The following is a 22,377-nucleotide window of genomic DNA, read 5'->3' as shown; positions in this document are numbered from 1 at the left end:
ACGCGTTACACGGGACGGTGACCGGCGGGCCGGGTGACCGGAAGGGTTCCGGTCACCCGGCAGCGGTTCCGGTCAGCCGCCGGGCAGATCGGGCTCGGCGGAGGGTTCGAGTTCGGCCCGGAGGATGTCCATCACCTCGGTCAGCCGCTTACTGCCGACCGTCAGCCCTTTGTCCTCAACCGCCGTCCGGACGACGGCCCGGGTGAGTTTGCCCTGCTCAGCGGCAGCAGCCCGGCCGATCTCCACGAGTACCTGGAGCGGGGCGCCGGGCGGACGGCCACCGCGCAACTTGCCCGCTGCAGCATCGGTCGGCGATTCCGGCGACTGGACGGATACGGCAGCCGACGGCTCAGCGGCCGGGCCGGGCTCAACCAGTAGACCGGCGGGCCGGACGCCCTCAGCCGGAGCCTCGCCGGACTGGACGACCGTGGTGGTCAACAGCTCGGCGGGCTGGACGGATGTGGTGGCCGGTTGTTCCGGCACCTGCGCGTAACCGGGGGCCGAATGGTCGACAACAGGCTGCGCGACGAGCTCGTGGATCTGCCGCATCAGCACGCCGAAGGCCACCATCGCGGCGGCCGGGGGAACCGCGGCAACAACGTAGTCGAGCAACGGGACACTGCCGACTTCGCGCGTGCCGGTCACCCCGGCCACGTTGAGCCCGATGGAGCCGAATGATCCGATGGCGGTGACGCCGATGGCCCATTTGTCAGTGACGCGGCGCAGGCCCGCACGGAGCATGAGGAGCTCGCCCGCGACGATGAACGCGTCCAGTGTCGCGGGCCACGCCCATCGGCGGGTCGGCGAGTCGCGGAGTCCGTGCTGGGCGGCGACCTCGGCCAGGTGTGCGTAGGAGAGCCAGAACGCACCGGCGGTAAGGGCGACGATGACGATGCCGGCCGTGCGGAGCACGTACTGCTCCGCGGTGAGCTTCGTCTTCGCTGGTTGCTCCTGACCGGGCTGGTCACCGCGCGGCGGGCGGTCTCGGCGACGGGACATGAGAGGGATCCTCAAGCGGGATACTCCTGGGGTATTGGTGTGGTGCGTCTTTGGCGTCTTGGCCGTTGCAGGCGCAGGTCACAGCGGGTACGGCAGCCGTCTGGCCCTCCGTCCTGGCAGGCGCTGCCGACGTCTTGTTCCGAGACGGAACCCGCGCGGGATGTCCTGGCGGGCCTGGCTTCGGTGTGGCCGTGCCCCCGGCCGGGACGGTGGCGTTGCGTCTTCCGTCCCGGTGGGCAGGGCTGCGACCTGCGGCGATACGGCAGGACGGCGGCGGACGGCACAAGACGGATACGGGCGGCGTCTTGGTGGCAGGGGTGCGATTGATGATCGCGTTTCCGTCTTGGCACCGGTTGCCGTCTTGCCTGTAGGCCGTGTGACCTGCGAGATCACGGCAGGGACGGCAAGTACGGCAACCAGGGGGCGGGCATCAGTCCTTGCCGCGAGGGGTGTCGGCGTCGACGGGGTGGACGGCGGGGCAGTACCGGCGCCAGGCATCGAGGAACTTGTTGCGCATGTAGCCCTTGCGCTGGGTCCGGTCGGCCATGCGCACGTTGCCGGGCTTGATCTCGTACGCGCGCAGCATCCTGCTCAGCTCACGCGCGGTGAGCCCGCCGCGTCCCCACTCGGCCCACGGAGCCTCGGGGTCCTGGCGCAGGTGGTGTAGGAGTTCCTCGGTGGACAGGCTGTCCACCTCGCGCTGGGCGTAGAAGACCCGGCGGATGTCGGCGAGGATCCGCGCCCCGCTGGGGTGGTCCTCCTCGGCCGCCGCTTCGGCGGCGACCATCCGCGCACACGCCGCCCGCGCCAGCCTGGGCCAGTGCCCGCCGGCCAGGTCGGCGACGATGACCAGGGGTTCCCAGGTGTCCGCGGCACGGTCCTCGACGGGCATGTCCGGCTCCAGGTTCGCGGCCTCGTCCAGTAGAGGCTTGGCCCACGCGGCAATGCGGTCGCGTAGATCATGCAGGGCTGGGATGTCACGGCGAGAACGGAAGGGCTTGACCTTCTCGCCCTCGGCCCGGCGCCGCATGCGGATCACGACCGACCGGTCCATGACCGTGTCGGGCAGGTCGCCGATTCCCGCGATGGCCGCCATGGCGAAGGTGGCGAAGCGGTGCGGGGTGTGGTCGTTGCCGACGACGCGGGTCACGTAACGGCCCCGCTGGTGACCGGCGTTGAGCAGGCCGCGCGTCTCCTCGTTCTTCTCCGCGACCTTCGGGCCGAAGATGGTGTCCGCCTCATCCACCAGGAGCGTGGGCGGGTTGTCCTCGGAGATCGACCGAAAAATGGCCGCCGGGGTCGTGTTGATGGTCAGCATCGGATCGTGGACCGTCTCGGTCAGCACGTCCAGCAGCCGCGACTTACCGCACCGCTTCGCCGGTCCCACCACCGCCAGCCGAGGGGCGTGCTGCCATGCGGGCTGCAGATGCGTCGCCACCACCCACAAAGTGATCGCGTCCAGCGCCTCCGGCGAGGGAAAGATCACGAATTGGGCTATCCGTGCGCGCAGTTCGTCCAGCAGCTCGGAGCCGTGCGTCGGCTCCGCATCGGGTATCTCCTCCGGCCCGCCCGGCGTAACCGCCTCGTCGCTGCTGCGGGCGGGCACACCGCCGCCCTGGCCCGGATCCGCGTCGCCGACCGGCGTGGCGTGCAGGTGGGCGCCGGGTCGGCCGGGGATGGCCGCTGCGGGCCAGATGGCCTGCGCGGGGGCGGAATAGGGCTCGGGGTTCTCGGGTTGCACTCGGCAGCTCCTCGTCTGGCGGTGGCGGGCTCGCACGCCCGTGCCGCCGGGTTGGTTCGTCCAGGGCCGTTCGGGGTTGCTCGGGCCTCCGGCGTTGCACCGCCGGGGGCCCACCCCTTTCTCGCGGGCGCCAGGCCATCGCGAGGGAACACGGACCGTACGTCCACGCGGCAACAGTCCAGCGCTTCTGTGTCAGCTCAGCGCAGAATGGTCTGCTACGGCTCCCCGCTCTCACGCGGCCAAGCCCAGCAGCGCCAACAGGTCAGCGGTCACCACCCGGTAGGCATTGCCCAGCCGCAGCACCTTGCACGGGTACTGGCCGCGCTTCGCCAGCTCGTACCCCTTACTCCGCCCCAGCCCCAAAGCCCGGTTGCCTGTCTCCAGGTCAACAGCGGCGGGAAGCTCCAGCAGCTCCTCGCGGCTCATGCCCTTCACCCGGCCGACGGGTTCGTTCTCGCGCATAAGCGCTCCCTCCATGACTGAGCCCTCGGCGAACACGGCGATCGCGCTCGTCTCCAGGCCATGGAATCAACGCTAGGCAAGTTAATGTGTCTTCATGACACAACGCCGTTCCGACCATGGATACGAGAAGGACACCGAGGTCGACGACCTCGAATGGGAGGACCACGTCATGGCCACCGTGGCAGGCGAGGTCCGCAGACGACGGAAGGAACTGCGGTGGAGCGCACAGGATCTGGCCGACAGGTGCGAGGAGATCGGCTACCCGATCCCCCGCAACGTGATCGCCAACATGGAGTCCGGCCGCCGCGCCGTCCTCCCCCTGGTCGAGATCATGGTCCTCGCGAAGGCCCTACGCATGTCCCCGATCAGCCTGTTGTACCCCGTCGGCTACGTCGACGAAGTCCGCCAACTCCCCTACGAGGACCCGCGACCGACCTGGGACGCGTTGCAGTGGTTCATCGGCAACTCACCCGCCGAGGGCGCCACCGACTACATGCTCGACCACTTCCTCGCCCACGACCTCGAACTCCGCTCGGCTCTGGCCGCCGTGAAGAGCGAGGACTACGAACGCTGGAAGGTCAAGACCGCCGCGAACCGCGTCCAACGGGAAGCGGCCGAGCGCGCCCTGGCCCGATACGCCGACCAGGCAGCCAAAGCCAAGCGCGAGCTGCTCCATCACCGCGACGCCATCCGGGAAGGCGGCGGCACCCCACCGCACCTGCCCCCGCAGCTCGACGACGTCGATCCACCGGACACCGACCCCACCGAGGAGAATGATTTTTGAAGGGTTCCACCCACCGCCGCTGCTACTGCCGCGACCCACACACCGGCAAGCCGCTCGGCAAGAAATGCCCCAAGCTCTCCGGCCGCAAGCACGGCTCGTACTCCATACGCCAGGAACTCCCGCCCCGCGAAGACGGCACCCGGCGCTCCTTCAACCGCGCCGGCTACGACTCCCTGAAGACGGCTCAGGCCGACCTCGACCACGTCCGCGCTCTGCTCGCCCTGGCGGACAAGGATGACCCCGACAGCCTCCAGCGCCTCATCGCCCTGCTGGAGGCGGTCGCAGCCGAGAAGGCCCCGCTGCCCGCCATCGAAGAGACCCGACGCCGCCTGAGGGCGGGCCTGGCCCTCCGTGGCAGCCTCACCGTCGGCGAGTGGCTCGACCAGTGGTTCGCCGCGAAGAAGCGCCGCAAGACCACGCTCAACGGCTACGCCTCCCACATCCGCGTCCACCTGAAGCCACGCATCGGCCACGTACGCCTCGACCGCCTCAACGTCGGCCACTTGGTGGAGATGTTCGACGGGATAGCCGACGACAACGAGGTCATTGCGGCCGAGAACGAGGCCCACCGCGAGCAGATCGCCCGCTGCAAGCCGAGCAAGCCCGGCCGCCCCGTAGGAGCCGAGCGGAAGCTGCTCGCGGCCGAGCGGGCCAAGCTGGCGGAGATGAAGCCGTTCCGGAAGATCACCGGTCCGGCATCCCGTCAGGCGATCCGCCGCACCTTGCGCGCGGCCCTGAACTCCGCGATCGCCCAGCAGCTCATCACCTTCAACCCGGCGGCCCACGTCGAGTTGGAGTCCGGCAAGCGCCCGAAGCCACTCCTCTGGACCGATGAACGAGTCCGGCGCTGGCGTGAGACGGGCGAGATCCCCGGCCCCGTGATGGTGTGGACCCCGCAGCAGTTCGGCGCTTTCCTCGACGCAGCCGAGGGCGACCGCCTGTACGCGATCTTCCACCTCATGGGTACCCGCGGTCTCCGTCGCGGCGAAGCGGTCGGCCAGGACTGGCACGAGATCGACCTCGTTGCCGGCCTTATCACTCCCGCCAAGGAGATCGTGGTAGATGGCTGGGACCCCTACGAGTCCGAGCCCAAGACGGACGGTAGCGCCAACACGATCGCGCTCGACAGCACGACCATCACGGAGCTGCGCGACCACAAAACCCGCCAGGAGAAGGAGCGCGCGCAGTGGGGCGACGCCTGGCAGGACACGGGCAAGGTCTTCACCAAGGAGGACGGCTCCTGGCTGCACCCGGAGACCGTCTCCGAGACGTTCCGCCGCATCCTCGCCACGACCGACCTGCCACCCATCACACTGCGGGACCTGCGCCACGTCGCCGCGACGCTCACGCACGGAGGCGGCGGCGACATCCACGCGGTGAAGGAGACCTTGCGGCACTCCACCATCACGCTGACCTCGGACACATACACGAGCCTGCTCCCTGAGCTGGACCGTGAGATCGCCGAGAAGGCAGCGAAGCTGATCCCTCGATCGCGTCCGGCAGCTGCTGATTCGTCCGCCCAAGCGGCACCCGATCCGCAGGCCACGAGCGCATCCGCTCACGCATCGCTCACGCAGTGGCTTCAAAACGAAGCAGCGCCCGACCCGACCGAAGCCGACTCAGGCGCTGCGTAGCAGGTCAGAGGCTGTTTGCCTCCCCCGCCACCGGTAGGCCCTGTGGGACTCGAACCCACAACCAATGGATTAAAAGTCCACTGCTCTGCCAATTGAGCTAAGGGCCCAGGCGATGTTGCCTCCCCGAGCATAGCCCGAGGAGGCCGCGTCGCCGATCGGGTATCCGGGGGACGGGGCCGGGTCCGGGGTGGAAGGGCCCGAAGTGCTAGGGATCCACCGGTTCGCGATCTATCGGCGGCACCGGGCCGGGCGCGTCACCGCGTTCCGTCGTCCGGCGCGCCGCCTCCCTCCCCACCGTCCGCTCATGCTCCGGGTTCAGGAACCAGTGCCGAGCCGACGCCACCCACCAGCTCGCCGCGAAGCCCAGGACGACCAGGACCGCGATCGGGGCGTAGTTGAAGGTCTCCCAGGTGACCGGGGAGACCTGCGGGAGCATGAACAGGATCGTGATGACGGCGACCCAGCCGACGGCCACGACCCCGACCGGACGCGACCAGCGGCCCAGATGCCACGGGCCCCGTTCGAAGGCCTCGCCCTTGCGCAGGCGCAGCAACGTCGGGATGACGTACGCGATGTACAGGCCGATCACCGCGATCGACGTCACCGCCGCGTACGCCGTGACATTGATCAGGTAGGGCAGGCCCAGGGCGAGGGCGCCCAGCGCGGCCAGCCACACCGCCGCCACCGGCGTGCGGGTGCGCGGGCTCACCGTGTGCCAGACGTGGGAGAAGGGCAGCGCGCCGTCGCGCGAGAAGGCGTAGATCATGCGGCTGTTGGCGGTCACGGACGCCATCCCGCAGAACAGCTGCGCGCCGATCACGACGAGCAGGAGCAGTTTGCCCGCCGTGGCGCCCAGGGCGTCGAGCAGGATCTGCGCGGGCGGCGCGCCCGTCGGGGACGTGCGCGCGCCCTCGTACGACTGGATGGCGAAGGTGAAGCCGAGTAGTAGGACGAAGCCCGCTATCCATGACGTCCAGATCGAGCGGACGATGCCCTTCGGGCCCGCCGTGGACGCGTCCCGTGTCTCCTCCGTCATGTGGGCCGAGGCGTCGTAGCCGGTGAAGGTGTACTGGGCCATGAGGAGGCCCAGGAGGACCACGTACACCGCACTGCCCCAGCCCGTGTTGTTCACGAACTCGCCGAAGACGAACGACGCCGACTGGTGGTGATCGGGTACGAAGGTCAGCGCGCCGACGATCACCGCGACGCCCAGCACGTGCCACCACACGCTGATGCTGTTGAGCAGCGCGACGATGCGCACGCCGAAGGTGTTCAGCAGGCCGTGGAGCAGCAGGATCCCCGCGAAGAGGAGCATCGTGCGGCCGGGGGTGACCTCGAAGCCGAACTGCAGGTTCAGGTACGCGCCGAGGAACGACGCCGCGCCGAAGTCGATGCCCGCCGTCACCGCCACCTGGCCCAGCACGTTGAACCAGCCCGTGAACCACGCCCAGGCCGCGGCCGTCCGCGAGGGCGCCAGCCGGTGCGCCCAGAAGTACAGGCCCGCCGAGGTCGGGTACGCCGAGCAGATCTCGGCCATGGACAGACCGACGAACAGGGTCATCAGGCCGACCGCGACCCAGCCCCAGGTGATCACCGCCGGGCCGCCGGTGTTCATGCCGAACAGGTAGAGGGTCAGGCAGCCGGACAGGACCGAGATGATCGTGAAGGAGACCGCGTAGTTGGAGAACGCCGACATACGGCGGGCGAGGACCTGGGTGTAGCCGAGCTGGGCCAGACGTTCCTCGTCCGTCGGCCCGCCACGCAACGCGTCATCTGTCATGCCCCCAGCAATTCCCTCGCCGGGGGCGTGACACACGTCACAGGCTGACCAGAACAGGCCCTTGCCGGCTAGGACAGGCCCTTGTAGCCCTGCCAACCCGTCCCGATCCGCACCCGCGCCCCGAACGAACCCTTCCCCGTCCCGGGCACCCGGTACAGCACACCGGCCGTGTCCCGCGCGACCAGATCGGCCGTCCCGTCCCCGGTGATGTCGCCCACCCCGACGACCACGTTGTACGACCCGCCCCAGTTCGACGACAGCTTCACGCGCGATGTGAAGGCGCCCTTGCCGGTGCCGTAGTACCGGTACAGCGCATTGGCCTTGTCCTGGGCGACCAGGTCCCCGATGCCGTCCCCGTTCAGGTCACCGGCGCCGACGACCTTCTTGTACGTCTTCCAGTTGTCGTACAGCTTCACGCGCGCGGCGAACTTGCCCGTGCTGGTGCCCTTGTAGACGTACACCGTGCCGGTGGAGGCCGTGCGGGCGAGCAGGTCGGGCCGGCCGTCCTTGGTGATGTCGCCGGGCGAGGTGAGGATGTCGTACTGGTTCCAGCCGGTGCCCGTCCCGATCGTGGTGTACGGCGTCGACGGCTTCAGCGCGGCGCCGCAGGCCGGCTTGTACAGCCGTACCGTCCCGCTGCTGAACTTCACGAGCACGTCGTTGCAGCGGTCCCCGCTCGGATCACCGACCGGCACCGCCCTCACGCTGGTGGACCAGCCACTGCCGGTGACCTTTCCGGAGAACGTGCCCCTGCCCGTGCCCTGCTGGAAGGTCAGGCGGCCGGAGGAGTCGAGGGTGAGCAGGTCACCGATGCCGTCCGGTCTTCCCGACGGGCCCACGTGGTCGTGGCGCACCGGCCCGCCCTTGTGCAGCCGCGCCGTGCCGCGCGTCTGCAGCGGGCCGCCGACGCCGTCCGCCGGAGTGGCCTGGAGGGTCCAGTCGTAGGTGCCGTTGGGGAGGAGGGTGCCCCCGGTGCCCCTGCCGGCCCAGCCGACGCTCAGCTCGCCGCGCGCGGCCCCACCCCCGTGGACGGCGACGACCTTGCCCGTCGCCCTGTCCCGCACGGTCAGCTCCCAGCTCGCCGACGGCTTGGACAGCAGCACGGTGGTCAGCGTGTCCGGCACCGCGTCGATCTCACGGGCCTGAACGTACGCCGCGTTCTGCGCGGGCCCGAGCAGCCGCAGCGGCTGCTGTGCCACGCCGGACGGTACGAGGTGCACGCGCTCCTGCCCGTCGACGTAGACGGCGTTGGCGCCGGACTCGTCCACCGTCCAGCGCACGTCCCGCTGCGAGACCCCGGTGTCGGGCAACTCACCGATGACCCGGCTCGCAGGCGTGCCGTCGGTGACCGTGGTGAGGGTCAGCTTCCCGGCAACCTTGTCGTGCGTGACGACGTACCCGTCGCCGAGCTTGGCCTCACCCGTGGGGACGGGCACGGACCTCTTCGCCGTACGGTCGTAGACCCCGGCGCGGCCGTCGCAGCTCCAGTACAGGTAACGGCCCAGCGCCTGGAGCTCGTTCGGCGTGCAGCCGGCTTCGGTGGTGAGGGTCTCGGTGGTCTTCTTCGCGGCCAGGTCGTACGCCGTGACCGCCCCGGCGGCCGTACCCGCCGTCCACAGCACCCCACCGGCGAGCGCGGCCGCGCCCGGGGCGCGGGTGACGGGCGAGGTGGCCCAGTCGTCGATCCGGTACACGTACTGCTTGTCCGCGGTCGTGTGCAGCACGTACCGGCCCGAGACATCGGTGATCCGGCCGCCTGCGGGCACGGTGCGCTGCCACGGCCCCGTCGGGCCGTCAACGCGGATCGTGTCCTCCTGCGCCGAGCCGTGCTCCAGCCAGGCGATCCGGCCGTCGGCCGTGCCGAACAGCCGGGAGCAGGCGACGTCGGTCGCCGGGCAGGCCGTCATCCGCGAGCCGGTGTCGGGCGTGAACGACGTGCGCGTGCCGAACGTGGGCGTGCCGTGGGTGGCGACGGTCCGTGCGTAGTCGTCACGCTGCCCGGCGGCACTGGTGTCGGTGACGACCAGGCGGCCGTGCTCCAGGGAGATGCCCTGGATCGGGGCCGGCGGCCTCGGCAGCGGCTTGACCCGCGTGACCACCGGCTTGCCGTCCGGGCCGGCGTGGATGCGCTGGATGCCCCAGTCGTCGGCGCCGGTACGGCCGACGGTGACGGCGGAGCCGTCCGGCACCGCGGACACCTCCAGGCGCGTGGCGGTCAGCAGCGTCACCTCCGGGCCGCCCGCTATGGGCCGGGCCTTCACGTCGTCGGAGCCGCTCGGCTGGTGCACCAGCCAGTCGCCGACCACGGCCAGGTCGTCGACGCCTCCGTTGCCACCGCCCACGGCCACCTCGACGGGGGTGGCCGACAGGTCCGAGCGGGGCACCACCAGCACCTTGGCATCCTGGACCCGGTACATGGCGACGTACTCGGGCGAGATCTTGACCAAGGCGTACGTCGTGCCGGGCAGCGCCCGGGTCCAGCCCTGGACCTGGCCGGTCGTGCGGTCGACGGCCACCATGCGGGGGGTGCCGTCCAGGTCCGCGTTGAAGAACAGACTCGACGCGTCCGCGCCCCGCGCATGCCCCAGCCGCATGCCGGCGGGCAGCCCGCCGACCTCCCTGTCGACGACGGTGCCGTCCGCGGCCACGGTCAGCAGATGCAGCACGCGCCGGGTCGTGCCGTCCGGGTCGGTCACGGACTGGGCGGTGACCACGGTGGTCCCGTACACCCCGAGCAGCCCCTGGCCGGCCGGCAGTCGAACGGTGCGGGTGCTGCCGTCCACCGGGTTCCACAGGTCGATACGTCCCTCGGGGTGGCGGTACGCCAGGATGTCGCTGCCGGTGCCGCTGAGGGCCACGGTGCGTGCGGCCGCCGGTGCCTCGAAGCTCCTGCCGTCGGAGTACCGGGTCCACAGCAGCCCGGTGTTGCCCTCCAGCCGGTGGTACACGCCCTCGGTCCCGGCACCGTCGGTACCCGTCTGGGTGTCCGCGTGGTGCAGCACGGCCACGGTTTCGCTGTCGCGCAACGCGGCCGGTACGACCGTCTCCTGCGGCGTGTCCGCCACGGCCGTGGTCGGCAGCAGCGGGCTCAGACCGGCCGCGAGCGCGGCGGACGCGGTGACGAGTCGTACGAAGGCATGGCGAGCCAAGGAAACACCCTCCCCTGCGGGTGAGAGGGAGCCTGTGCCCCGCGCCGGTTCCCCCCGCCCCGGGGTCACATCCCTCTCAGAAGTCGGCTGATCATACAGTCGTCGCACATGCTTTCGGGGTGGAAAAAGCGCCGTGGCCCCACCCGGCGAGAGGTGGGGCCACGGCGCTCATGGCTCACGTGCTGCGGAGGTCAGCCGTTGCGCTTCCAGCGCGGCTTGTCCTCGCGGCGCCCGAAGGAGCCGCCGCCGCGGTGGTCGTCACGGCGGCCGTTCGGGCGCTCGTGACCGCCGCTGCGGAAGCCGGGGCGGTCGCCCTGGCGGTCGCGGTTGAACGGACGGTCGCTGCCACGGTGGCCACCGCGCTCGTCACGTCGGTCGAAGGAACGGGCGGGACGGTCGTCCCGGCGGAAGCCGCCGCGGTCGTCGCGACGCTCGAAGGAACGGCCGCCACGGTCACCGTCACGGCGCTCGAAGGAACGCCCACCACGGTCGTTGTCCCGACGCTCGTCCCGGCGGAAGCCGCCCCGCTCACCGTCACGGCGCTCGAAGGAACGGCCGCCCCGGTCGTCGCGGTCGTCCCGGCGGAAGCCACCCCGGTCGTCGCGGTCGTCCCGGCGGAAGCCACCCCGGTCGCCGTCCCGGCGCTCGAAGGAACGGCCACCCCGGTCACGGTCGAAGGAACGACCGCCCCGGTCACGGTCGAAGGAACGACCACCACGGTCACCGTCCCGGCGGTCCCGGCGGTCACGCCGCTCGTACGACGCCGAAGCCCCCGTACGCTCCGGCCGATCCACCCGTTCGGGCCGCTCGAACCGCTCGGACCGCTCGGACCGCTCGGACCGCTCGACGTCCCGCGCCGCCACCTGCCCCGGCACCGACACCTCGACCACGTCCGGCACCTCGGTCACCGCGGCCGCCTCGGCCACCGCGACCTGCGCGCCCTGCGCCTCGGCCACCGCCGCCTGCGGGTCCTCGCCCCGCTCGCGGGCGACCCGGGCGATCAGCCGGTCGGCCTCCTCGCGCAGCTCGGCGGCGCGCCGCTGCGCCCGCTCCAGTTGCTTGGTGAGCTGGGCGACCTCGCGCTCGGCCTGCTGCGCGGCGTTGCCCGCGGACTCGGCCTGCACCTCGGTCATCGACCGGGCGCCGGTGATCTCGGCGACCTCGGGCTCGAACGCGCCGGCGCCCTGGATGATGTGGCGCGAGGCGTCGACGCCCGCGTCCTCCATCAGGCGGAAGATCTGACGGCGCTGGTGCGGCAGGGCGAGCGACACGACCGTGCCGGTGCGCCCGGCGCGCGCGGTACGGCCCGCCCGGTGGAGGTAGTCCTTGTGGTCACCGGCGGGGTCGACGTTCAGCACCAGGTCGATGCCGTCGACGTGGATGCCGCGCGCCGCGACATCGGTGGCGACGAGCACGTTGACGTACCCGTCCTTGAAGTCCGCCAGCGTCCGGGTGCGGGCGCCCTGCGTCATACCGCCGTGCAGCGCCTCGGCCTTGGCACCGGCGTCGCGCAACTGCTCGGCGACGCGGTCGGCGCCCAGCTGGGTCCGCACGAAGATGATGGTCCGCCCCTTGCGGGACGCGATGGCCGCCGTGACCGGCGCCTTGTCCTTGGGCTTCACGACCAGGATGTGGTGCGACATGGTCGTCACCGCGCCCTGCGCCGCGTCCACCTCGTGCAGGACCGGCTCGCTCAGGTAGCGGTCGACCAGGGTCTTGATCTCGTTCTCCATCGTCGCGGAGAACAGCATCCGCTGACCGCCCGCCGGGACCTGGTCGAGCAGCTCGGTCACCTCGGGCAGGAAGCCCAGGTCGGACATCTGGTCGGCCTCGTCGAGTACGGCGATCCGCACGTCGTCGAGCGAGCAGGCACCGCGGTTGATGATGTCGCGGAGGCGACCCGGGGTGGCGACCAGCACATCGACGCCGCGCTCCAGGGCGTAGATCTGGTTGCCCATCGACGTACCGCCGCAGACCACCTTCATCTTCAGCCCGAGGACGTCCCCGTACGGCTGCAGCGCGTCGGCCACCTGCATGGCGAGCTCACGCGTCGGCGTGAGGATCACGGCCCGGGGCCGCTTCTTCTCGGTGCGGCCGTCGGCGAGCCGGGCCAGCGTCGGCAGCCCGAAGGACAGCGTCTTGCCGGAGCCGGTACGGCCCCGGCCCAGGATGTCCTTCCCGGCCAGGGCGTCCGGGATGGTCGCGGCCTGGATGGGGAAGGGGGTGGTCACACCGTTCTGCGCGAGCTTGCGCACGACGCCCTCGGGCAGGCCGAGGGCGGCGAAGGTGATCTCGGGGGACTGCTCGTCGCCCTCCGCGGGCAGGACGGCGTGATCAGTACTGGCGATAGACATACGTCTGCGAAACCTTCCGGAGTCTCGTCGGCACGCGCCCGTCAACTCCGTGATTCGCACACGACCGCCTCAATGCGGTCCGCCACGGCAAGGGAGAGTACGCGCCACACGGCGCGCTCTGCGATGGCGCCGGGCAAATGGGATCAAACGATCTACCAAGATACGCACCCACCACCCCGAAAGGCAAACCGGGGCCGTTACGGCAGGTCGGCGCCCCTACCGACGGCTCAACGAGGCGACCCGACCGGCAACCGCCCCACCCCTAAACCGGCGACCCCGCCTCCGGCGCCGGTTCCCGCTGGGCCAGCTGCGGTCCCGTCTCCTCATGTGCCGACGAGGACGGCTCCGCGGCCGTCGGGTCGGGAGAGGGCGGCGGTTCCGGGGAGGGAGGAGGCGGCTCGGGGTCCGGCGTGGTGCGGGTCGGGGTCGGCTCCGGTGGGGGCGGCGGTGGGTCGCCCGGCTCGGCGGGGTGGCCGGGCCTCGCCGGTGGCGTGGCCGACGTACTCGCCCCCGGCGCCTTCGCCGAGCCCGACGGCTCGGGCGTCTCGCCCGGCTCCGCCGAGCGGTCGCCCTTGCCGTCCTTGCCGCGCACGGCCTTCGCGCCGCCCGCGCCCCCGCCGCCCGCTACACCGCCGCCGGACACCGCGGTCCCGCCGTCGGGCGCCGCACCACCCCGCGGAACCGCCGAGTGCGACGGCCTGGCCCGGTTGCCGTCGTCGTCACCCACGCTCATACAGCCGGCGGCAGCGGCGACGGCCGCGACGGTGGCGGTCAGGCGGACGGGTACGTACAAGGGGCGCACGAGCAGCCACCTCCGAGGCGGGGTGATGGAGTCAACCTGCCCAACTCCCGCCGCCCACAAGAGGACACGCGCCCTGTTACCCGTATCCGAGAGCGTGCAGCCGCGCGTCGTCGATCCCGAAGTGATGGGCGATCTCGTGCACGACCGTGATCTCGGTCTCCACGACGACGTCCTCACGGGTCTCGCACATCCGCAGCGTCGGCCCCCGGTAGATGGTGATCCGGTCCGGCAGCACCCCGGCGTACCACTCCCCGCGATCGGTCAGCGGCGTCCCCTCGTACAGCCCGAGCAGCTCGGGATCGTCGGCGGGCGGTTCGTCCTCGACGAACACCGCGACGTTGTCCATCAGCCGCGTCAGCTCCGGCGGGATCCGGTCCAGCGCCTCGGCGACCAGTTCCTCGAACTCCTCGCGCGTCATCTCCAGCACAGGCCCATTGTCCGGTACGACACCGCTTACGAGCCCCCTGCCACCACATCCCGTACGACTCGCTCCGGCCCGCATATCCACCGGCGGGCATGGGCATACGGGACCAATGGCCCGCGCCCCAGCCGCCGTCCGGAACACGATGAGCCGTATCCGAAGCATCCGCCGCCCCCGCCCCACCGCCGAAACAGCCGCACTCGACCTCCTCCCCCTCCCCGCCAACCGCTGGACCCGAGCCCTGGGTCTCATGGCCGTCGTCCTGCTGGGCGCCTGGCTGGGTCTGCTGGTCGTGGGAAACGTCCGGGTCCCGGTCGGGCCGATGGACACGACGATGACCCTGCGCCCGTCCCTCACCGGCGGCACGAAGATCAACGTCTCCCCGCTCGGCGCCCTGCACCTGGACAGCCACATCGCCCCGGTCCGCCTGGACGTGAACGTCGACCAGCTCGACCCCGACCGCTCCCAGGCCCTGGTCGACCACCCCGAACGCCTCTCCGGCCTGCAGGACGAGGTCGCCCGCGACGTCGGCCACGGCGCCCTCGACCTGGCCGCCCGCTCCTGCGTGGCCGTCGTCGCCGGCGCGACCGCCCTCGGCCTCGTGGTCTACCGCCGCCCGCGCCGCGCCCTCGCGGCCGGCGGCCTCGCGCTCACCCTCCTGGCGGCCTCGGGAGCGACGGCGTACGCCACCTGGAACCCCAAGTCGGTCCTGGAGCCGAGGTTCTCCGGCCTGCTCACCTCCGCCCCCTCCCTGGTCGGCGACGCCCGCAGCATCGTCACCGAATTCGACGTGTACCAGAACGAGTTGGCGCGGCTGGTGACGAACGTGACCAAGCTGTACGACGCCACGTCCACGCTCCCCGCGTACCGGCCGGACCCGACCACCATCCGCGTCCTGCACGTCTCGGACATCCACCTCAACCCGGCGAGCTGGAAGATCATCGCCTCGCTGGTGAAGCAGTACAGGGTGAACGTGATCGTCGACTCCGGCGACACCATGGACCACGGCACGTCGGCGGAGAACGGCTTCCTGGACCCGATCGAGGACCTGGACGCCCCGTACGTCTGGGTGCGCGGCAACCACGACTCCCGGACCACGCAGCGCTACCTGGAAGGCCTGAAGAACGTGCACGTCCTCGACGACGGCCGCGCGGTGTCCGTCGCGGGCCTGCGGTTCGCGGGCATCGGCGACCCCCAGTTCACCCCCGACCGCACCAACAAGCCCGGCGCCGAGGCCTCCCAGGAACTGGCCGGCGCCCGGCTGGCCACCGCCCTGCGCGACCAGCGCGCCGCCGGTACCCCGGTGGACGTGGCCGTCGCCCACGAACCGGAGGCCGCCCGGCAGACGGACGGCGAGGTCCCGCTGGTCCTGGCGGGCCATCTGCACCACCAGGAGATGGAGGTGCTGCCCTACGGCACCCGGCTGCGCATCGAGGGCTCGACCGGCGGCAGCGGACTGCGCGCGGTGGAGGGCGAACACCCGGACCCGATCGAGGCGTCGATCCTCTACTTCGACCGTGACACCCGCCGCCTCCAGGCCTGGGACGCGATCCGCCTGGGCGGTCTCGGCCTGACGACGGCGGAGGTCAGCCGCCATCTGGTGGAGGAGAACCAGCCGGGGGCCACCCGGTCCCCGTCACCGTCCCCCACCCCGTCCGGGGAGCGGAGTCCGTAAACCGTTTTGGCGATCCCTCCCGCCATCCCATATGCTTCTCACGTCCCCGACGCGCTGAGAAGCGCCCAGGCGGGCCGATAGCCCTCATCGTCTAGCGGCCTAGGACGCCGCCCTTTCAAGGCGGTAGCACGGGTTCGAATCCCGTTGGGGGCACCAGCGAAGACGTATCTGAGCCCACTCCCCGTGCGGGGGTGGGTTTTTTGTTCGCCCTTTCTCGTACGGCGTCTCACACGTGCTTGCGCAGATGTGCCGTCACCTGCATGCCGACGGCCGGGGACAGCCGCCCGGGCGGTACGTCGAAACCCAGCTCCCGGGCGAGCGTCGCGCCCCGCAGGTCGAACGCCGCCTCGGTGAGGTGCGCCAGCGTGTCCACGGCGGCGCGGGTGCGGCGCAGGCCGGTGACGAACACGGCGGCCGCGACGGGCAGCGCCGGCCACCACCACAGGGCCACCGGCACGGTCAGCACGCCCCACCCGGCGAGCGCGACGGCCGCGTCGAGTTCGGAGCGGGCGGTGCGCAGGGCGTTCTGCTCGGAGTCGGTGAGGACCAGCCACAGCCGGGGCCAGGCGAAGACCACGTCCAGCCGGTACCAGCCCCAGACCCGGGCGTCGACCGCGCCCAGCCGGTCCCCGGCCCAGACGGGATGGGCGGGCGGCCGCAGGGCGACGGCGTTGCGCCGGGCCGCGAGCGCGTCCAGCCGGGCGCTGTCGGCGGCCGACGGCCGGACGCCGACCCGGTCCAGCTCCTCCCGGTACGCCTCGTCGGCCGCCGTCCACCGCGCGGCACGGGCGGCCGTACGCCGCTGCGCCAACCGGCCGAGGCCGCGCGGCCAGGGCTCGAACCACAGCCGCACCAGCACCGTCGCGGCCCCTCGGGCGGCCAGCCCGGCGGCGGCCGACAGCAGGGGCAGCACCACGATCACGAACAGCCACACCGACGACACGCCCCGGCCGATCAGCGGGCCGCCCGGTTGCAGCAGGCCGGTGAGCCGGCCCAGGTCCGCCCAGTGCGCGTGCCCCAGCCGGTACGCCGCCGCCGCGCCCGCCACGTACAGCAGTCCCGGCAGGACGAGCAGCGCCATCCAGCGCTCCACGTACCTGCGGCCCAGCTCGACCAGTACCGCGTTCATCGCTTCCGCCGCCCGTCAGCCGAAGCGCAGCGGGCTGTCGTGCAGCGCGCACACCGGCAGGTCGTCGCCCGGGCGGGGCAGTTCGGCGCGGCGGCAGGTGCCGAGGGGGCAGCGGTAGCGGCCGTGCGCGACGTGCCCGGAGTGGTCGAGGCCGGGCAGGTCGACCAGGCCGCCGGGCGGTTCGGCGCCGACCGCGTCGGGCGGCACCGTGCGGGCCGTCCAGGACTCCAGCAGCTCCAGCAGGCCCAGGTCGCGCAGCCGGTCGGTGACCGGTTCACCGCGCCGGGCCGCCGCCAGGGTCTCCTCCAGCGCCTGGCTGTCGCCGGTCTCCGCGGCGACCGTGCGCAGCGCGGGAAGTTCCCGGCACAGCGCGCCGAGCAGCTCCGCCGTCTCCACGAATGGCTCTCCTCCCCCAGAGAGTTGATGGACCATCATGATGCCCTGAACCAACACCGGCAGCGGCGGCCGACGGGGGCGGACCATGCGGGAGGACATCGGCGAGCACATCGGCGAGCACACCGGCGACCACACCGGCGGGGACATCGGCTGGGCACGGGCGGAGCTGCTCGCCGAACGGCTCGGGCAGCGGCTGGAGTCCTTCTGGGCCCAGGGTGTCCGGGAGGCGGTGATGGCTCCCGAGGCGGTGGCCGAGGCGGACGAGCTGCGCGCGTACGTGCTGCGGACCGGCGGCGGGGAAGGCGGCGGGCCGCTGTACGTCCTCGACCGGTCGGTGGTGGCCGCGATCGCGCATCTGCACTACGCCCGGTGCCTGGTCATGGGCCCGGACAGCGCGCAGGCCCGGCCCGAGGCACAGCTGACGCTGATGCTGTTCGCGGTGGTCGCCCGGTTCACGCCGCAGGAGGTGCCGGATGATCTGCGGCCGACGGTGGCCACGCTTGCGGCGTTCGAGGCGGAGGACCTGGAGGAGAGCGCCGCGCGCGCCCTGGAGCTGCTCGGTCGCTGGCAGACCGCGTCGGACGCGGCCGCGCTGAAGGAGGCGATCGCCCGGTGGCAGCAGCTCCTGGAGGTGCTGCCCGCGTCCCACCCCGGCCGGGCGATGCTGCTGTCCAACCTGTGCGCGGGCCTGCGCTCCCAGTACACGCTGCACGGCGTCGAGGCGGACGTGGAGCAGTCCGCCGACCTGGGCTTCAAGGCCGTACGCCGGGCCGCGCCCGACGACCCGAACCGGGGCATGTACTACGCCAACCTGTCCGGAACGCTGATCCTGCGCTACGCGCTCCGCCGCGACCCGGCCGACCTGGAGGCCGCCGTCGACACCGGGCGGCAGGCGGTGCGGGTCGCGCCCGAGCCGCACGCGCTGTTCCACTCCAACGCGGGCCTCGCGCTGCTGGAACGGTACGAGCGCCACGCGGCGGCGGCGGACCTGGACGCCGCGACCGAGGAGTTCCGGGCCGCCGTACGGCATGCGCGGCACGACGATCCACAGCGGCCGATGTACCTGTGCAACCTGGGGCGCGCGCTGGAGAAGCGGTACGTCCGTCTCCGGCAGCCCGCGGACCTGGAGGCCGCCCTCACGGCGGCACGGCAGGCCGTGGCGGAGTGCCCGCCCGCGCATCCGGGCCGCCACGGCTTCCTGCTGGCCCTCAGCCAGACCCTGCGGACCAAGGCCCAGGACACCGGGGCGGACGCCGATCTCGACGCCGCCGTGGACACCGCCCGGCAGGCGGTGGCGGCCGTACCCGACGCCAGTCCCGACCGGGGCGACACCATCGGGAACCTGGGCCTGGCCCTGCGGCTCAGGTTCGACCGGCGGCAGCGGCGGGCGGACATCGAGGAGGCCGTGGCGCTGCTGCGGGGCGGCTTCCCCGACGGCGGCGGCGCGCACCACCTCTACAACCTGGCCCGGGTGGAGCTCGCCCGGTTCCGGCAGACCGACGACCGCGCCGACATCGACGCCGCGATCACCGCCGCCCGGCGCAGCGCCGACGCCGCGGCCGGCAGCCACGAGCAGGGCGTGCCGCTCAGCCTGCTCGGCGAGGCCCTGCTCGCCCGGGCGAACCGCACGAACTCCCGGTCCGACACCGATGAGGCGATCACCGTCCTGACCAGAGCCCGGGCACTGCTCGCCGACTACCACCCCACCGCCCTCAGCGTCTGCCTGTCCGAGCTGGGCAACGCCCACACCCGCCGCTTCGACACCACGGCGGACCCGGCCGACCTCGACCGGGCGATCGACGCCTTCCAGGAAGCCATCCGGCACAGCCCCGACCACCCGGACCGGGTCGTCGACGAGTCCCACCTCGGCGGCTCCCTGCTGCTGCGCCACAGCCGCACCAACTCCCCCGACGACCTCGCCGAGGCGCTGGCCTGGAACCGCCGCGCCGCCGACCGGATCGCAGACGTCGGCCACGAGCACGCGGGCCAGGTGCTGTTCAACCTGGGCCGCACCCTGCAGGCGGTGTACCAGCGGAACGACGACCTCTCCGCCCTCGACGAGGCGGTACGGCGCCTGGAGGACGCCCTGCGCGCCCGGCACCGCGGCCCCGCGGACCGCGCCAAGTGCCTGTCCAACCTCGGCGCCGCCCTCCGGGTCCGCGCCGAGCGGCTCGGCGGCCGCGCCGACCTCGACCGCGCCGTCGACCTCAGCCGCCAGGCGGTCGCGGCCCTTCCCGCCGACCACCCCGACCGCGCCATCTACCTGTCCAACCTGGCGACCACCCTGCAGGCCCGCTACGGCTCGTACGGCGCCCAGCAGGACCTGGCCGACGCGGTGCGGGCGGGCCGGGAGTCCGTCGAGGCGACGGCGCCCTCGGACACCACCGTCCTCGTCGTCCACCTGACGAACCTGGGCATCGCCCTGCGCCGCCGGTACGAGTGGTCGGGCGCCCTCGACGACCTGGACGAGTCGATCGAGGTGTGCCGGGCCGCCGTACGCGCACTGCCCCCCGGGCACGTCGACGAGTCCCTGCACCGCAGCAACCTCGCCGTGGCCCTCATCTCCCGGTACGGGCGCACCGGCGTACCCGCCGACGGCGACGAGGCCGTCGAGGCGGCCCGCGCGGCGGCCGACAGCGTCCCCGACGACCACCCGCAACGCGCCACCCACCTGTCCAACCTGGCGCTCGCCCTGCGCGCCCGCTCCGACGGCCGGAACCGGCCGGCCGACGCCGACGAGGCGATCGACCACATCAGACACGCCATCCGCCTCTGCCCCGCCGGGCACCCGCGGCGCCCGCTCCTGCTCACCAACCTCTGCACGGCGCTCCTGGCCGCCGAGCGCGACGACCCCGCCACCCTCACCGAGGCGGCGAGCGCGGCCCGCACAGCCCTGCGGGCCACCCCCGAGGACCACCCCCAACGCGCGTCGAGCCTGTCCACCCTCGGCCAGGCCCTGGTCGCCCGCGCCCGCCTGGAGGGCGACCCCGACGACCTGGCCACCGCGTTCGACCTGTTCCGCCAGTCCACCGGCATCGCCACCGCCCCCGCGGCGGTCCGCTTCCGCGCCGCCCGCACCTGGGCCATGGCGGCCACCGCCGCCGGCGAGTGGCACGAGGCCCTGGACGCCTACCGCGCCGCCATCGCCGAACTGCCCCTGCTGGCCTGGCACGGCCTGGACCGCCGCGACCGCCTCGACGCCCTCGGCCGCGCGGCGGGCGTGGCCGGCGAGGCGGCCGCCGTCGCCCTCAGCACCGGCCGCCCCCACGAGGCCCTGCGTCTGCTGGAACAGGGCCGCGGCGTACTCCTCGCGCAGGCCCTGGACGCCCGCGACGACATGACCGACCTACGGGAACGGGCCCCGCACCTCGCCGACCGCATCCGGGAGATCCGCGCCCTGCTGGACCAGCCCTCCGCCGACACCACGGGCGCCCCCCACCCGGCGCGCGCCCAGCGAGCGGCGGCGGAGCAGCGCCGGGAACTCGCCCAGGAAATGGACGCCTTGGTGGCCCGCGTCCGGGAGCTGCCCGGCCTGGAGGACTTCCTCCGGCTCCCCTCCCTCGAACGGCTCCAGTCCGCCGCCGCGCACGGCCCCGTGGTCGTCGTCAACACCAGCACCGTGCGCTGCGACGCCCTCGTCGTCACCCGAACCGACGTCCACACCGTCCCGCTCCCCGACCTCCACCTCACCGAGGACGACGGCCTGATCCACCGCACCGAGGCCCTGCTGGACGCCCTGTCCGCCATCGGCCGCTCCCCGGCCGACGCCTGGCGGGCCCAGCGCATCCTCACCCGCACCCTCGCCTGGCTCTGGGACACGGTGGCGGCCCCGGTCCTGGCCGCCCTGCCCGACGACACCCCCACCTCCCGCCGCCTCTGGTGGTGCCCCACAGGCCTGCTCACCCTCCTCCCCCTCCACGCGGCAGGCCACTACACGGGCAGAAAGGGCCCCTCCCTCCCCGACCACTACATCTGCTCCTACACCACAACCCTCCGAGCCCTGTCGGCCGCCCAGACCCGCCCCACGCCTCCCGCCACCCCCCGCATGCTGGCCGTGGACCAGTCCGCCACCCCCGGCCTCCCACCCCTGCCCCACGCCGCCGCGGAAGTACGACGACTCTCCCACCGCATCCCGCACACCACCGTCCTCACGGGCCCCCAGGCAACCCGCGAGGCACTCCTCCAGCACCTTCCCACCCACCCGTGCCTGCACTTCTCCGGCCACGGCACCCAGGACCCCACCGACTCCGCGAGCGGCGCCCTCTACCTCCACGACCACGAGCAGTCCGGCCCCCTGACGGTCGCGGACATCTCCCGCCTCCGCCTGACCGACGCCCAGCTGGCCTTCCTCTCGGCCTGCGAGACGGCCCGGGGCGCCGCCGCCGTCCCCGACGAGGCCGCCCACCTCGCCGGCACCCTCCAGCTGGCGGGCTTCCCCCACGTCGTCGCCGCCCAGTGGGCAGTGGACGACGCCTGCGCCCTGAAAGTGGCGGACACCTTCTACGCGGGCCTGACCACCCCCGACCAGGCGGCCCAGGCCCTCCACACCGCCGTCCAGCGCCTGCGCCGCGAGAACAGCGACCCCCTCTGGTGGGCGGCCTACGTCCACACGGGCCCGTGAGCGGAATTAACCGGTACGGGGCACCATCCACCCTCTGATATGCTGATCCAGCGACATCGGGCACCAAGAAAGTGCAGGTCAGCCAAGGGGAGACCAACTCCCGGCAGCTTTCTTCCACTCGTTTTGGAGACCCACCTCGCCGTGTGCGACACTGTCGTACGCAACAGCCTGGTCCTGTGGAGCAGTTTGGAGTGCTCGCCACCCTGTCAAGGTGGAGGCCGCGGGTTCAAATCCCGTCAGGACCGCTCGGGGTTCCACAAACCCCGTGGCTGGGTAGCTCAGTTGGTACGAGCGTCCGCCTGAAAAGCGGAAGGTCGCCGGTTCGACCCCGGCCCCAGCCACAACAGCCCACCAGGGCAAGCAGCCCCTCTCCGGACAGATCGGAGAGGGGCTTTTTGACGTCGGTGTGGTGTTTGCCTCCGTGCCGCTC

General features: G+C 72.3%; 14 protein-coding genes and 4 tRNA genes. 7 read left to right on the top strand and 11 right to left on the bottom strand.

Going from position 1 to position 22,377, the window contains the following annotated elements:
* Positions 1-72: 72 nt before the first annotated feature.
* The 3 genes from KWI83_RS29355 to KWI83_RS29345 all read right to left on the bottom strand — a co-directional run bounded on the left by KWI83_RS29355 (position 73) and on the right by KWI83_RS29345 (position 3,202).
* Positions 73-912, bottom strand: a complete 840-nt coding sequence (locus KWI83_RS29355) for a DUF2637 domain-containing protein (protein WP_308122247.1) — start codon at positions 910-912, stop codon at positions 73-75.
* 517 nt (positions 913-1,429) lie between these two features.
* Positions 1,430-2,740 (bottom strand): DUF3631 domain-containing protein, encoded by a 1,311-nt coding sequence (locus KWI83_RS29350; RefSeq protein WP_218517396.1) that lies wholly within the window; start codon positions 2,738-2,740, stop codon positions 1,430-1,432.
* Between the two features lie 231 nt (positions 2,741-2,971).
* Positions 2,972-3,202: a hypothetical protein gene (locus KWI83_RS29345; protein ID WP_043434156.1), complete on the bottom strand. Its 231-nt coding sequence runs from the start codon at positions 3,200-3,202 to the stop codon at positions 2,972-2,974.
* A gap of 94 nt (positions 3,203-3,296) precedes the next feature.
* Here KWI83_RS29345 and KWI83_RS29340 point away from each other — a divergent pair, with 94 nt between their 5' ends.
* Entirely contained in the window at positions 3,297-3,986 is a 690-nt protein-coding gene (locus tag KWI83_RS29340) for a helix-turn-helix domain-containing protein (RefSeq protein ID WP_218517395.1), read from the top strand.
* Complete coding sequence (gene xerC, locus KWI83_RS29335; protein WP_218517394.1) at positions 3,983-5,620, top strand: tyrosine recombinase XerC; 1,638 nt, start codon at positions 3,983-3,985, stop codon at positions 5,618-5,620. The genes KWI83_RS29340 and xerC overlap by 4 nt, the downstream gene beginning before the upstream one ends.
* A gap of 34 nt (positions 5,621-5,654) precedes the next feature.
* On the opposite strand, the gene KWI83_RS29330 is transcribed toward xerC, so the two are convergent.
* The 6 genes from KWI83_RS29330 to KWI83_RS29305 all read right to left on the bottom strand — a co-directional run bounded on the left by KWI83_RS29330 (position 5,655) and on the right by KWI83_RS29305 (position 14,132).
* Positions 5,655-5,727: transfer RNA gene (locus KWI83_RS29330), tRNA-Lys, on the bottom strand.
* A gap of 98 nt (positions 5,728-5,825) precedes the next feature.
* Positions 5,826-7,400: an amino acid permease gene (locus tag KWI83_RS29325; RefSeq protein WP_218517393.1), complete on the bottom strand. Its 1,575-nt coding sequence runs from the start codon at positions 7,398-7,400 to the stop codon at positions 5,826-5,828.
* A gap of 68 nt (positions 7,401-7,468) precedes the next feature.
* Positions 7,469-10,549 (bottom strand): VCBS repeat-containing protein, encoded by a 3,081-nt coding sequence (locus KWI83_RS29320; RefSeq protein ID WP_218517392.1) that lies wholly within the window; start codon positions 10,547-10,549, stop codon positions 7,469-7,471.
* Between the two features lie 191 nt (positions 10,550-10,740).
* Positions 10,741-12,903, bottom strand: coding sequence for a DEAD/DEAH box helicase (locus KWI83_RS29315; RefSeq protein WP_218517391.1), 2,163 nt, complete (start codon positions 12,901-12,903; stop codon positions 10,741-10,743).
* A 262-nt stretch (positions 12,904-13,165) separates the two neighbouring features.
* Entirely contained in the window at positions 13,166-13,705 is a 540-nt protein-coding gene (locus KWI83_RS29310) for a hypothetical protein (RefSeq protein WP_218517390.1), read from the bottom strand.
* Positions 13,706-13,781: 76 nt separating this feature from the next.
* On the bottom strand, positions 13,782-14,132 hold the full coding sequence (locus tag KWI83_RS29305) for a metallopeptidase family protein (RefSeq protein ID WP_141312932.1): 351 nt from the start codon (positions 14,130-14,132) through the stop codon (positions 13,782-13,784).
* A gap of 106 nt (positions 14,133-14,238) precedes the next feature.
* On the opposite strand from KWI83_RS29305, the gene KWI83_RS29300 reads away from it, so the two are divergent.
* Positions 14,239-15,801 (top strand): metallophosphoesterase, encoded by a 1,563-nt coding sequence (locus KWI83_RS29300; protein ID WP_218517389.1) that lies wholly within the window; start codon positions 14,239-14,241, stop codon positions 15,799-15,801.
* A gap of 80 nt (positions 15,802-15,881) precedes the next feature.
* Positions 15,882-15,957, top strand: a tRNA-Glu gene (locus KWI83_RS29295).
* A 70-nt stretch (positions 15,958-16,027) separates the two neighbouring features.
* Here KWI83_RS29295 and KWI83_RS29290 read toward each other — a convergent pair.
* Both KWI83_RS29290 and KWI83_RS29285 read right to left on the bottom strand, forming a co-directional pair.
* Positions 16,028-16,930 (bottom strand): hypothetical protein, encoded by a 903-nt coding sequence (locus tag KWI83_RS29290; protein ID WP_218517388.1) that lies wholly within the window; start codon positions 16,928-16,930, stop codon positions 16,028-16,030.
* 15 nt (positions 16,931-16,945) lie between these two features.
* The gene (locus KWI83_RS29285) at positions 16,946-17,326 is read right to left on the bottom strand and encodes a hypothetical protein (protein ID WP_218517387.1); all 381 of its coding nucleotides are present in this window, start codon (positions 17,324-17,326) and stop codon (positions 16,946-16,948) included.
* Positions 17,327-17,411: 85 nt separating this feature from the next.
* Here KWI83_RS29285 and KWI83_RS29280 point away from each other — a divergent pair, with 85 nt between their 5' ends.
* The 3 genes from KWI83_RS29280 to KWI83_RS29270 all read left to right on the top strand — a co-directional run bounded on the left by KWI83_RS29280 (position 17,412) and on the right by KWI83_RS29270 (position 22,288).
* The gene (locus KWI83_RS29280) at positions 17,412-21,947 is read left to right on the top strand and encodes a CHAT domain-containing protein (protein WP_218517386.1); all 4,536 of its coding nucleotides are present in this window, start codon (positions 17,412-17,414) and stop codon (positions 21,945-21,947) included.
* Positions 21,948-22,117: 170 nt separating this feature from the next.
* A tRNA-Asp gene (locus KWI83_RS29275) sits at positions 22,118-22,192 on the top strand.
* A 22-nt stretch (positions 22,193-22,214) separates the two neighbouring features.
* Positions 22,215-22,288: transfer RNA gene (locus KWI83_RS29270), tRNA-Phe, on the top strand.
* The last annotated feature ends 89 nt before the right edge of the window (positions 22,289-22,377 follow it).

This window comes from Streptomyces sp. TRM70350, assembly GCF_019219825.1.
GTDB lineage: Bacteria > Actinomycetota > Actinomycetes > Streptomycetales > Streptomycetaceae > Streptomyces.
The sequence above is the reverse complement of the archived record's forward strand: the minus strand, read 5'-3'. Positions and strand labels throughout refer to the sequence as shown.